The sequence below is a fragment of the Desulfitibacter sp. BRH_c19 genome (assembly GCA_001515945.1).
GTDB lineage: Bacteria > Bacillota > DSM-16504 > Desulfitibacterales > Desulfitibacteraceae > Desulfitibacter.
Window position 1 is genome coordinate 56,337 of sequence record LOER01000023.1, and the last position, 12,405, is coordinate 68,741.

10 protein-coding genes and 6 tRNA genes are annotated in these 12,405 nt (G+C 36.3%); 1 reads left to right on the forward strand and 15 read right to left on the reverse strand.

All coding sequences use genetic code 11. The annotated features are described in order from the left end of the window. Positions 1 to 138: 138 nt before the first annotated feature. The gene (locus APF76_13075; GenBank protein ID KUO51580.1) at positions 139 to 2,865 is read right to left on the reverse strand and encodes a diguanylate cyclase; all 2,727 of its coding nucleotides are present in this window, start codon (positions 2,863 to 2,865) and stop codon (positions 139 to 141) included. Between the two features lie 473 nt (positions 2,866 to 3,338). On the opposite strand from APF76_13075, the gene APF76_13080 reads away from it, so the two are divergent. Beyond that, positions 3,339 to 3,668 (forward strand): hypothetical protein, encoded by a 330-nt coding sequence (locus APF76_13080; protein ID KUO51581.1) that lies wholly within the window; start codon positions 3,339 to 3,341, stop codon positions 3,666 to 3,668. 18 nt (positions 3,669 to 3,686) lie between these two features. Here the strand turns inward: APF76_13080 and APF76_13085 are convergent, their stop codons facing one another. The 14 genes from APF76_13085 to APF76_13150 all read right to left on the reverse strand — a co-directional run bounded on the left by APF76_13085 (position 3,687) and on the right by APF76_13150 (position 12,316). Continuing rightward, on the reverse strand, positions 3,687 to 5,378 hold the full coding sequence (locus APF76_13085) for a hypothetical protein (GenBank protein KUO51582.1): 1,692 nt from the start codon (positions 5,376 to 5,378) through the stop codon (positions 3,687 to 3,689). Between the two features lie 321 nt (positions 5,379 to 5,699). Continuing rightward, positions 5,700 to 5,784 (reverse strand) — tRNA-Leu (locus APF76_13090). Positions 5,785 to 5,806: 22 nt separating this feature from the next. Continuing rightward, positions 5,807 to 5,882 (reverse strand) — tRNA-Lys (locus APF76_13095). Positions 5,883 to 5,889: 7 nt separating this feature from the next. Continuing rightward, positions 5,890 to 5,964: transfer RNA gene (locus tag APF76_13100), tRNA-Gln, on the reverse strand. Between the two features lie 28 nt (positions 5,965 to 5,992). Next, positions 5,993 to 6,069: transfer RNA gene (locus APF76_13105), tRNA-His, on the reverse strand. A 29-nt stretch (positions 6,070 to 6,098) separates the two neighbouring features. Beyond that, positions 6,099 to 6,175 (reverse strand) — tRNA-Arg (locus APF76_13110). A 14-nt stretch (positions 6,176 to 6,189) separates the two neighbouring features. Then, positions 6,190 to 6,263: transfer RNA gene (locus APF76_13115), tRNA-Gly, on the reverse strand. Between the two features lie 147 nt (positions 6,264 to 6,410). Beyond that, positions 6,411 to 7,013 (reverse strand): non-canonical purine NTP pyrophosphatase, encoded by a 603-nt coding sequence (locus APF76_13120; GenBank protein ID KUO51669.1) that lies wholly within the window; start codon positions 7,011 to 7,013, stop codon positions 6,411 to 6,413. 11 nt (positions 7,014 to 7,024) lie between these two features. Further along, positions 7,025 to 7,792, reverse strand: a complete 768-nt coding sequence (locus APF76_13125; protein KUO51583.1) for a ribonuclease PH — start codon at positions 7,790 to 7,792, stop codon at positions 7,025 to 7,027. Positions 7,793 to 7,804: 12 nt separating this feature from the next. After that, a complete protein-coding gene (locus tag APF76_13130; GenBank protein KUO51584.1) occupies positions 7,805 to 8,563 on the reverse strand; it encodes a hypothetical protein in 759 nt (252 codons plus the stop codon). Further along, positions 8,564 to 9,712: a glycerate kinase gene (locus APF76_13135; protein KUO51585.1), complete on the reverse strand. Its 1,149-nt coding sequence runs from the start codon at positions 9,710 to 9,712 to the stop codon at positions 8,564 to 8,566. A 52-nt stretch (positions 9,713 to 9,764) separates the two neighbouring features. Then, on the reverse strand, positions 9,765 to 10,535 hold the full coding sequence (locus APF76_13140; protein KUO51586.1) for a 2-hydroxyglutaryl-CoA dehydratase: 771 nt from the start codon (positions 10,533 to 10,535) through the stop codon (positions 9,765 to 9,767). A gap of 6 nt (positions 10,536 to 10,541) precedes the next feature. Continuing rightward, the gene (locus tag APF76_13145; protein KUO51587.1) at positions 10,542 to 11,516 is read right to left on the reverse strand and encodes a 2-hydroxyglutaryl-CoA dehydratase; all 975 of its coding nucleotides are present in this window, start codon (positions 11,514 to 11,516) and stop codon (positions 10,542 to 10,544) included. Beyond that, positions 11,513 to 12,316, reverse strand: a complete 804-nt coding sequence (locus tag APF76_13150) for a hypothetical protein (protein KUO51588.1) — start codon at positions 12,314 to 12,316, stop codon at positions 11,513 to 11,515. Before APF76_13150 ends, APF76_13145 begins: the two co-directional genes overlap by 4 nt. Positions 12,317 to 12,405: the final 89 nt, after the last annotated feature.

Genomic DNA, 12,405 nt, shown 5'->3' on the forward strand with positions numbered 1-12,405 from the left:
CATAAGACCCATAAACTACCAATTAACCTTAATACTTTAGATTTTTAAGGCATATTTAAATTTGAATACAGAGACCAAGGCTAGATATTAAAGAGATCCTTTTGAAAGAAATCTAAAGTAGGTCATTTCTTAAACTGGCTAAGATAAAATATTCTTCTGTGTGAAATAGTTTTTGTTACCTGACATCATATCTATAAAGATGTCTACAATCTCAGGATCAAACTTTACTCCAGTATATTTCTTGATTTCCTGTAAGGCTTCTTCTTTACTCAAGGCATTTTTATTCAAATTATTTGTCATTGCATCATAGCTCTCTGCTACTGCTATAACTCTTGCTAATTTGGGAATTTCTTCTCCTTTCAGCTTTTTAGGGTATCCAGAACCATCCCATTTTTCATGATGGTTAAAAACTCCTTCTGCTAAATCTAATGTATCATCAAATAAATTTAAAATCCTATAGCCTACGACGGGGTGCTGCTGCATCTCTTTTTTCTCCTGCTCAGTCAACGTATCATTTTTATTAAGAGTATCTTTGTCTAATACTATCTTACCTATATCATGAAAAAATCCAGCCTCCTTTAATTTTCTTACTTCTGTTTGCGATAATTTCATTGCCTGGCCAATATTTTGGCATATTTCACTTACGGTTATGGAGTGTTCTTTTTCTCGAGGGCTTTTGTCGTGTAGTGTTTCGATAATTGTCTGTACCATATCGGAATTAATGGTTTTTCGATTAAGCGTTTTCTCTTTATACATTTTATCTTCAGCATTTTTCATCGTTCTCTCTATATCTTGATCTGCATTTGTTTTAGTATCATACCCCATCGACATGCTACACTTTATAGCAACAATTTGTTCTTTAGATAGTTCTTTTTTTACCCTGTTGATAATTTTGTCTGCAACACTTGCCTCTGTGTTAGGCAAAAGAATTGCGAATTCATCTCCACCCACACGAGCAACAATGTCTTCTTCCCTGCAAATATTTTTCAATATTTCTGATGATTTTTTTAAAAGAGCATCACCTGCAACGTGACCAAAGATATCATTTGTCAGCTTCAACCCATTGACATCCCCAAAAATGATTGATATGGGGAGATTTTTTTTGATGTCTATCCTTTTCTGCTCATCTTCAAAGAACATTCTATTATATAGGCCAGTCAAAGAATCATGATAACTTAAATGCTTGATATGTTCCTCATTTTTTTTGCGTTCGGTATTATCCATAAAAGTAATAACTGCACCAATAATCTCTCCATCTTTATACTGGGGATAGGAATAGTATTCTACATCAACGCTTGTGCCGTCTGCCCTCCAAAACACTTCATCATCTACATGAGTACCCTTTCCTGTGATGAATGCTTTAAAAATTTTGCATTCTTCGATAGACATCGATGTCCCATCTTTATGGCTATGATGAATTTGTAAATGCATATTCTTGCCAGTCAGCTCATCTTGATGTTTATATCCTAATATTTCTAAAACACTAGCATTGCAAAATGTGCAATTTCCATTATTATCAATCCCGTATATTGCTTCTACGGTGGAATCCAAAATGAGGTGCAGCTGGTCCTTGCTTTCCTTCAATTCATTATTGGTTTCTGCTAGCTCTACCGTCCTCTCTTTCACCTTTTTCTCAAGGTTATTGACAAGCATATATATTGTATCTGCCATTTTGTTGAAAGATTCCGATATCATTCCAATCTCATCATTTCTGGTAATGGTTGCCCTTTGGGATAAATCACCTTGAGAAAACTTTTCAGTAGTGCGTATCAAGCTGTCTATAGGTTTTAAGAATCTATTTGTAAGCATCAAATAAATTCCTATTGATAGCATAAGAGCTAATATTGTCAGCAGTAATGTCAATTTCATATTTTCAATAATGCCTGCCATAAACAGACTTTCAGGTATTGCTGTAATAACCAGCCAGTCCAATCCTTCATTATAATACTCCGTTATCTTAATATACAGTCTATCGTTTTCATTCTTTATTCGAAAATTACTTTCTTCAGTACTTTTATAATCTTCATGAGCCTGGATTACTGCTTGATTATCTATTTCATTAATCGTCAACCTTTTTATACTACCATCTTCTAGGGTTTTAAAATTCTCCATATCAAGCGAGTTAGCAATCAATTCTCCGGAATCTCTTTCTACAATCACAGCAAAGGCATTTTTATCTTTTACAATTCCTTCCAAATAGTTGTCTATTTTTGAAAGGGTGATATGGGTCCCCAATACACCTTGAAGGTCGTCAAGATTATTGTAAATCGGGTAAGCTGCCGATACAGTCAAATCATCCATGACAAAATGTTTATATATCGGTGAAAATACCGGCTTTTGTGTTTCTTTTGCCGCCTTATACCAATCTCTAGTTCGCGGATCAAATTTTCCAGCTTCCACCACAAGTTCTCCCGCAGTCATATCTTCAGTTAAGGAATAGTACCAAGAATGGCCATCAGTATCTCTATTATTTCTCATAATTTCTATATCATAGTTTTCGTTTCTTCGAGCACCATAATATTCCCCGTTTTCAGTACCATAGCTAAAACTGTAAACATCATCACTATGTGCTCTCAAAACCCCTACAAAAAAGCTCTCACGTTCACCCTCATTATGTATATTCACAATGTCATTTTCTAACAGCACTTGATTTGCTTCATTGACATGCAACGGAACGGCTACGAATACATCAACTTGATGGAATATTTCGGAGTTCATGTCTTCTGCCATTTTTGTTATGGATTCATCTGCCGAAGACAACCAGTTTGAAAATATAATATAGCCTATCACGCTAACTGTTGCTAACATGAGTATTATGAATACAATGATTATGCTGTTCCTAATCGAAATGCTTTTATTATCCATTATTCCATCTTCTTTCACCGCTTATTTTCGGCGTATTTTTTAAGAAATTTAAACCTTCCTTCTTAGGAGGCATAATCTACAATAAGCAAATCAAATAGTTTTGCAAATATGCTATTAGCTGTCTAATGCATATTCATGTACAATTTACCATATTTCGACATTAATCGTCAATTATTTATAATAGCAAATGAAAGTGCCGATAATAAATGCATTAGCACTTAAATCGGCACTATTGGTTATTATTTACTGGCTTTCCAGTTTAGGAGGTTGATCGCCTTCAGTTGTTCTATTTTATATACTAACACCTTGGTATCTTCTTGTATTGGTATCTTAGTAGAGTACATAGCAGTTGATGTGTAAGCACTATAAAAAGCATAAATAGAAGTTCCTTCTCTTTTTTGTTATAATGTTCGTGTATCAATGTATGCAGGGCTAGTGAGTAAATATTAGAATTTGAGGAGGCCTACAAAAATATGCTTTATACTGTACTGTTTATAGTAGTAGCCATCATCTTAATTTTCCTGATTCCCTCAATTATGTTGAAGTTCGCTATTTCGGCCGTGATTAAAGAATTTCGTGAGCAAAATGCTGTTTCACCTGAAAATGCGAAATACAATATTGAACTAGGGATTAAGCCGCAAACTGTTGTTGATCGCCTCGTCAAGAACCGCGATTATAAGCCTCAAGCGCTGGAAAGGCTAATACAAGCAGAGATTGTGCAAGTGACAGAAGACGGCAGATTTTATCTTCGTGAAGATAAACTAGAATCTACCCAGTGGGCAAAAAATCAAAATAATATATAAACACATCATTTACTTACGTTAAAATTTACCATTAACGTTAAATAGCTTTAATTTTTCAATAAGTTCTTCACCTGGGATAGGTTTGCTAAATACATACCCCTGAATAACATTACAATTGATCTTTGAAAGAATATCTACAGCTTCTTGATACTCTACTCCTTCAGCTACAACTTTGTAACCTAATACAGTAGCCATGCTAATCATAGATTCTACTATTTTCTCTTCTCTCCAATTTAGATGTATATTTTCAATGAAACTCCTATCAATCTTAATTGTAGTAGCCGGAATATGTTTTAAATATCTCAATGAAGTGTCTCCAGTACCAAAATCATCTATGGCTATTTCAAAGCCACTTTGAGCAAGTTCATTTAATATTCTATAACTACTTCCTGTTTCTTCTATCAATTCTCTTTCTGTAATTTCCAATTCAATTCTTTCAGGTTTAATATCAAAAGCCTTTAATTGCTCTAACATGAAAGCAGTAAATTGCGGATCTTTTAAATTTCTTGATGAAATATTTATTGCAATTTTGACCTCTAATCCCTCTTTATCACACAAAACAATTTGTTCTAGGGCATTAGTAAACACCCACTTAGTAATTGAATGAATCAAAGCTGTTTGTTCTGCTTCAGCAATAAAATTGTTAGGACCAATAATCCCTTTTTCTGGATGATACCAGCGTAATAATGCTTCAAGACCTATAATTTTCTTTTCACATATATCATATTTGGGCTGATAGTATAACTTGAACTGATTATCTCTAATTGCTTTTGGTATATCGCCAAGCAACTCCAATTTGCTGTTTTTTGTCCAATCAGTTTCACCGTCATATTCTGCATACTGCAAATAGTCTTTTTTTGCTCTATATAAAGCTATACCAGCTAACTTTAATAAGGTTTTTGAATCTGTTCCATCTTCAGGGCAGGATGCAATTCCAATTCTAATGTCTGCATATATTGGAACCCCATCGACATGTACGGAGTCACTTTGAAAACCATTTAGAATTGTAGTCAGATTATCTTGATTGTTTTTCAAATTTGTATTCTTTTCTGTAAATACCGCTAATCTATTGGGTAATATCTGATAAACTAAAATTTCTTCATCTAGCAGTTCTTTAATTTGGTTGATAAATATCTGGATAAGGTCATCAGAGGCTTCAGGTCCAAATGTATAATAAATCTCTATGTAATTTTCTATATTTATCAGTAGCAAACTGAATCCATTAATTTCTTCCTGATTAATCTTAACAATAGCATTGTCTAGGCCAAGTTCTAAACAGCTTTGATTTGGGAGATTAGTATGTTGATCATGATATCTATTATGTTTAATCTTTTTAATTGCATTTAGAAAACTCTGAGCAAATATACCTATAAACATACCAACAAAAGCAAAAAAAAATGCCCGGAACAACCAGTTAATTAATTCTTGTTTTTCTCCTGTGACTATATCAATAGGCATATAGGGACCTAGGGCAATACCTGCAACTAATCCTGTTATGATTCCACCTTTAACTCCAAAAAACATAGCCCCTAGTACAATAGGGAAATACATAACATGTGAATATACATATTTTATTCCACCTGTAAAATAAACTAACAGGCCACTCAAAATAATTAAAAGAAAAGTTAAGATAATGGTTACCATCTTTTGGGGCTTACTAGGGTCAATCCAATGGTCTACTAATGAGGTTAAACATCCATTTTTAATCATATCTATCGTCCCTTTCTGCTTTCATATACTGTAGCTTAACTGGTTTCATTGCTTCATTGTGGAAGAAATTAAAGATAGTTGTTATAAAGTTAGAGTGCTGACAGCACTCTTATATAAAGGGTCTTTGTTCCTCTTCGACAATTTCCATCATATTCCTCCTTATTTTCCCAATTTTAACTATTTCTTAAGTTCAGCTCTTCTGATGAAGAAATAAGATGAAACATATATAAGGAAAATCAGACACCTTCATAGTAGGCAAAACCCACAAATCACAGAATCAAAAAAACACTCAATCTCTTGAGTGCCTTTGGTTTTTGGGTTTGGTGCGGGAAACAGGACTTGAACCTGCACATCGTGAGACACTAGATCCTAAGTCTAGCGCGTCTGCCAATTCCGCCATTCCCGCACATTTTAAATTAAATTTTTAATGGTGAGCCATCCGCGACTCGAACGCGGGACACCCTGATTAAAAGTCAGGTGCTCTACCGACTGAGCTAATGGCTCATGTAAATGGCTGGGGCGGCAGGATTTGAACCTACGAGTGTCGATTCCAAAGACCGATGCCTTACCGCTTGGCTACGCCCCATCGTCTATAACATGATTTTACTTTATTATGGGGTGGATGATGGGACTTGAACCCACGGCCCCCAGAGCCACAATCTGGTGCTCTAACCACCTGAGCTACACCCACCACAGTGTTGGATTTCACAAAAATACATATGGTACGCCTGACAGGATTCGAACCTGTGGCCTACGGATTAGAAGTCCGTTGCTCTATCCAACTGAGCTACAGGCGCTCAATGACTTTTTTTGGAGCGGGTGATGGGGATCGAACCCACACAACCGGCTTGGAAGGCCGGAACTCTACCATTGAGCTACACCCGCAAACAGCGTCGCCGCGCGACTGACAAAGTTTATTATACCCCAAATACAAACTCATGTCAAAGGTTTTTTATAGGTATTTATTACCTTTTTGTCTTTCTTCGTCTTCAACGGAGGTTATTATAACACGAAATCCAACCAGGTTCAAGACTATTTCTGCAAGATATCCGCAAGTATTTTAACTGCTTTTTTGAATGCTTCTGACCTGTGACTAATTGTATTTTTAATATCTGGTTCTAACTGCGCTAATGTCTTTTTGTATTCAGGCAGATAAAAGAGTGGATCATATCCAAAGCCATGTTCTCCCTTTAAATCATCAATAATTATACCTTCACAGGTACCATCTGTTTCAAAAAACACTTCATCAGGTGTCATGATGCATATGGAACATCTAAAGCGTGCCAATCTCTTTTCATAAGGTACATCTTTTAATAATGAAAGAAGCTTTTCATTGTTTTTATTATCGTCCTTTGGTTCACCAGCAAAACGTGCAGAATGAATACCTGGAGCTCCTCCGAGATAATCCACCTCAAGACCAGAATCATCCGCTAAAGTAATCAACTTAGTATGTAATGAGACAGCCTTTGCTTTGATGAAGGCATTTTCTCGAAACGTTTTGCCATCCTCTATAATCTCAGGGACATTAGCAATGTCCACTAGTGATTTCATATCAATATTAAGAGAGTTATAATTAAGCATGGCTATAAATTCTTTTATTTTACCTTTATTTTGAGTAGCTAATACTATCTTAATACGTTCAACCATTAAGCTTCATCCTTACCATTAGTTTGCCAAATGCCTACCTGACTTGCTAATGACCCTAAAACATCTTTTTGGATCATCACTAGATCCTGAATGCCCTTTTCTGCTGCACTTAAAAGGCTATCCATCTCTTGTTTTGTAAATGGATACTCCTCAGCTGTGCCCTGTATTTCAACTATTCGCCCATCACCAGTCATAACAACATTCATATCCACCTGTGCGTTGGAATCCTCCCCAAAATTTAAATCTAATAAAATTTCATCATTTACCTTACCCACACTAATAGCCGCCAGGTAGTCTATTACTGGCATTTTTTCTAATGCTCCTTTTTTTATGAGGCTATGTAATGCATCGATTAAAGCTACAAAACTACCAGTAATACTTGCTGTACGAGTCCCACCATCTGCCTGGATTACATCACAGTCAAGCCATAATGTTCTTTCTCCAAGTCCTTTTAGATCAACAATAGAACGCATAGCTCTTCCTATTAACCTTTGGATTTCCATGGTTCTACCTCCAACCTTACCCCTGGCAGCCTCTCTGATTGTTCTAACTGATGTTGCCCTTGGTAGCATTGAGTACTCAGCGGAAATCCAACCTTTATTTGCTCCCTTTAAAAAATGAGGAACTCTTTCTTCTACTGTTACAGTACATATAACCTTTGTGTCTCCCATTTCCATTAATACTGAACCCTCAGCAAATTTATTATAGTTTCTGGTTATTTTTACTGGACGTAGTTGATCTGCAGCTCTTTCGTCAGCTCTTGGCATATCTAATTCCTCCTATATATCTATTATCATTCCTTCTTCTGCCATATCTACTTCTTTTCCGTATCCTTCTTCTATTTCTTTTTTGACTATATTGAGATCGTATTCTGGAAAAAAATGACTTGGTAAGAATTTTTTAGCATTTGATTTTCTTGCTATCTCCCCGGCTTGTCTTGCAGTTAGGTGTCTACCTACTGCGTAATCTTTGTTCTTTTCAAGTACAGTTGCCTCACTAATAAATAAATCTGCATCCTTTGCAAAGTCAATTAAATCCGGGAAATATTGAGTATCACCAGAATATACAATTGTTTTGCCACCAACTTCAATACTAACACCATATGCAAGCATAGTATGTTCTACTTTAAAGAACTTTAGTTTAAAGTTACCTACTTCAGCCACTTTATATAGGCCTTGTTCCGGTAAGTTTTCGATAATATTAAGGTCTAAGCCATCTTGGTATGTATCTATAATAGAATAATTCAGTTCTGGTTTTCCTGGAAGATAAACCGGCATTTTGCCTTGAATTTTATCATATAAGACTCCGGTTTTTACTGCATTTCTTGCTAATGGTAAATCTCCACTATGGTCAGCATGCAAATGGGTACATATAATTGCTTCTGAATTCCAAAAGGATCCATATTGTTCTACCTTACCAAAGATGCCATTGCCGATTTCTAAGAGAATTATAGAGTTATTGCTTTCAATTAAGTATCCACTACATGCTCCATTTCCTCTAGGATAGGGTGACCATTTCCCTAAAACAGTTATCCTCATTTATTCACTCCTTAAATCTATTCCTATTCTAACTGCCCTCATAGCTCTTTCAACATTTGTTACTAATAAAGAATAACCCTCATTTATTGCATCATCCAAAGTTATTATGCTCTGAACATTAGCACTCACAAAATCTATTCCCTTTTCATATATCTTTTGATAATTATGACCTAATATACCGCTAAAGGCTAAAACAGGAATTTCATATTTTTTTGCTAATTGAGCAACCCCCATAGGAGCCTTTCCATAGGCAGTCTGTTCATCAATTCTCCCTTCACCAGTTAATACCAGGTCAACACCTTTTAGCCTGTTTTCAAAGTCAACTGCATCAAGTACTAAACCTATACCAGGTTTTAGGCTTCCTCCTAAAAACGCTAGTATCCCCGCCCCTAATCCACCTGCGGCTCCAGCCCCAGGTACATTTAGAACATCTATTTCCAATTGTTCCTTTACCTTTTCAGCAAATATTGCAAGAGAAGTATCTAATTCTCTGACCATTTCAGGATTAGCTCCCTTTTGCGGCCCATAAACTGCACTTGCCCCTCTTTCTCCACATAGTGGATTGTCAACATCACAAGCAGCTGTAATTTTTGTGTTTTTCAAGCGAGAATCTATTTTGGACATATCTAGTTTATCCAATTCCTTTAAAGCTCTTCCACCAAATGAAAGTTTATTTCCGTTTTTGTCTAGCAATACTGCCCCTAAGGCTTGTGCCATTCCTGCTCCACCATCATTTGTGGCACTTCCTCCGATTCCCACAATTATTTCTTCACAATTATAATCCAAGGCAGCTTTAATGAGTTGCCCTGTCCCGTATGTGGTTGTAATGTAAGGATTTCTTTCTTTCGTTTTTAGTAGCGGTAGTCCAGACGCAGCTGCCATCTCAATTACTGCAGTTCTTCCGTTGCCAAGGATCCCAAAAAAGCTTTCTATTTCTCTACCGAGGGGGTCAAGTGCCATCACGGAAACAATTTTGCCATCAGTAGCTTGCGTTAGTGCTTCTACTGTACCTTCTCCTCCATCAGCAAGTGGTATTTTTATTACTTCACTATTAGCAAATACCTTTTTAATTCCTTCTTCCATCGCAGAGGCAGCTTCAATAGCAGAGACACTACCTTTAAAAGAATCTGAAGCAACAATAATCCTCAATTTTATCCCTCCCGGTCTTTTGATCATATTTTATACCAAATTGGATAAATTCTCAATTTAGGCCTTCCAGATTGCTGCCATATACACAACAGCCAATAGCTCCATTAAACTGAGGTGACGGAGGGATTATTACTGTTGATCCTAACTCTTTCTTCAAAATTTCCACAAAGGCCATGTTTTTGGCAACTCCACCTACAAAAACTAATGTATCATAGCCCATTTTATGAAGTAACGGCTGTATTCTTTTAAAAATCGTGTAGTTTACTCCCGCGGCTAGGTCTTCTAATGAATACCCCTCTACAATCTTTCCAATCAATTCAGTTTCCCCAAAGACCGCACATGTAGAGCTTAGTTCCACAGGCCTTTCATAGTATTTACTCAATTCACCTAATTCAATTCCTAAAACAGTAGCCATATTTTCTAGATATCGACCTGAGCTAGCAGCACATTTATCATTAGTGAGAAAATCAACCATTTTCCCACCAGATACTCTAACAATTTTACTATCTTGTCCTCCTAAATCCAGCAAAGTAAAGTTTTGTAAACCACATTGAGATAGTGCCCCTAGGTAATGGGCTTTTATTTCAGGAATTGCATCTGCACCAGCCAGTTTAACTGTAAGTCTTCCATAACCAGTAGAAACTATTCCTTGACAATTAGGGATGGTTAGCGCAGAAAAGTCAATGTGCAATTGCTGATCTTTTTTAATTGCATAATTTTTATAAAATTTTATGGTATCATAAACTGCTGTCTTTATAATTTTATTTTTGTCCATAACAGCTATTTTAACATTCCTGCTTCCTAAATCTATTCCACAAAGCACCTTGAATCACCTCAACATCTCCACAAAAGTGTCTATTCTCATCTTACTTCTAGCATCAAGCAGACCTGGCCTGTCCCCTTCGAGAGTTAAGATAGGAATGTTGATTTTTTCTCTAAAAATTAGATCCTCTATTTGTCTAAAACAAAAACTCTGTGTGTAATGGATTATCCCATCCAACTGCCTTCTTTTTATCTCTCTTTGTAAGTCCTCTATCCTAGCAAAGGCATGATAAGGATAGGTATACAACAAATATTGATCAACTAGTTCTGCCTCATTAAAGGGCATCGTAAACTGTCTTTGTATCTCATTATAGACTACCCTTGCCCCGATTTCCTCAATGTATTGGTATAAATCAGTAAAGATAGGTGGAACACCCATGAAGCCCAAACGCACTTTTTCTTTCAAAGGTTTTCGTGATTTTACCTCTTCTATTAATATTTTTAGTTCATTACAAAAAAGATCTGGATTGCCGTTAAAATCGCTACAGGAAACCTGCCAAAGATGGTTTTCAAATCCAGTTACCTGATTTGCCTCCCAGGTTAGTCTATCTAATTCCCAAACCCACTGCCTCACTTTTTGTAATTTTTCCTTCCAGAGCTTTACCTCTGGCCAGCTAGCACCCATGTAATCCATAAATTTATTTAACTGTAACATTAACATTTCTCTATCTCTATCATAGGGAAATGCAAATGGAATTATCCTCACACCCTTTAAATGTAATGTCTCCATCAATGCATGGGTATTACTACAATCCCCTTGGGTTACTGCAACTAATTCCCCAATCTTATTGTCTATCACAACTCCATATAAACCTTTAATCCACCCGCATAAGTTACGAGGATATCCAGCTAATTCTGCTACCTCAACATAATGATTAGGTGAGTGCGCTGTTATAAAGATATTGTTTAAGTCCACAGGAACAGCTCCCGCGGCATATATTATTTCTGAGGGAATTGTTGTAGTTATCCCTACTTTTCTCACGTAATCACCTTCTTAACTAATGGTAGCTTCCCTCCCATTAGGATTTCTCCTACCCTTTGAAAATTTTCAGGATTACCGGTCACATAAAATTCATGGTCAGGCACCTTTTCTTGTAACGTCTTTTCTGCAAATTCTTCTCCGAAGTACTTTTTTGTTTCTTTAGTTGTCTCATAAGCAGGATCCACTAATGTTATACTTTCCCCTATCACCTCTTTAATGGCTTTAGCTAAATATGGATAATGTGTACACCCTAATATAAGGGTATCAATTTTTGTATCCATTAATGGTTCAAGGGTTCTTCTTACTATAGAGATAACTCTCTCCCCAGTAACCTCTCCTGCCTCCACCAAAGGTACAAAATCAGGACAAGCTAAAGAAACTACCGATACATCAGGATCTAATTCACAAGCGACTTTCTTATGGGCACCACTTTTAACTGTAGCCTCTGTGCCTATAACACATATTCTTCCATTTTGCGTGATAGCAAGTGCCGACCTTATCCCAGGTTCAATTACACCGATTATGGGGTTTGCATACTTCTCCTGTAAAAAATCAAGGGCTACCGCAGAGGTACTATTGCATGCATCAACTATTACCCCACAATTCTTATCCACTAAAAACTGTGTAATATCATCAGCAAAAGATTTTAATTCCCCAGCACTTTTTCCTCCATAGGGAACCCTAGCTGTGTCCCCAAGATAAATTATTTTTGCTTGGGGAATTTGAACTAATACTTTTTCAACTACTGACAAACCGCCTAACCCAGAATCAAAAACTCCTATGGGTTTTTTATTTAACAAGGAAATAACGCCTCACTTTCTTATTATATAACCATAAATAGTGTATGTTTTTTTAATGTGGAAATACACAACCATTTGGCCATTAGCGA

What these genes read in the sequence shown, in the direction of transcription:
- APF76_13075 (KUO51580.1), bottom strand. Translation starts at nt 2,865, where the DNA reads ATGGATAATAAAAGCATTTCGATTAGGAACAGCATAATCATTGTATTC.
- APF76_13080 (KUO51581.1), top strand. Translation starts at nt 3,339, where the DNA reads ATGCTTTATACTGTACTGTTTATAGTAGTAGCCATCATCTTAATTTTC.
- APF76_13085 (KUO51582.1), bottom strand. Translation starts at nt 5,378, where the DNA reads ATGATTAAAAATGGATGTTTAACCTCATTAGTAGACCATTGGATTGAC.
- APF76_13125 (KUO51583.1), bottom strand. Translation starts at nt 7,792, where the DNA reads ATGCCAAGAGCTGACGAAAGAGCTGCAGATCAACTACGTCCAGTAAAA.
- APF76_13130 (KUO51584.1), bottom strand. Translation starts at nt 8,563, where the DNA reads ATGAGGATAACTGTTTTAGGGAAATGGTCACCCTATCCTAGAGGAAAT.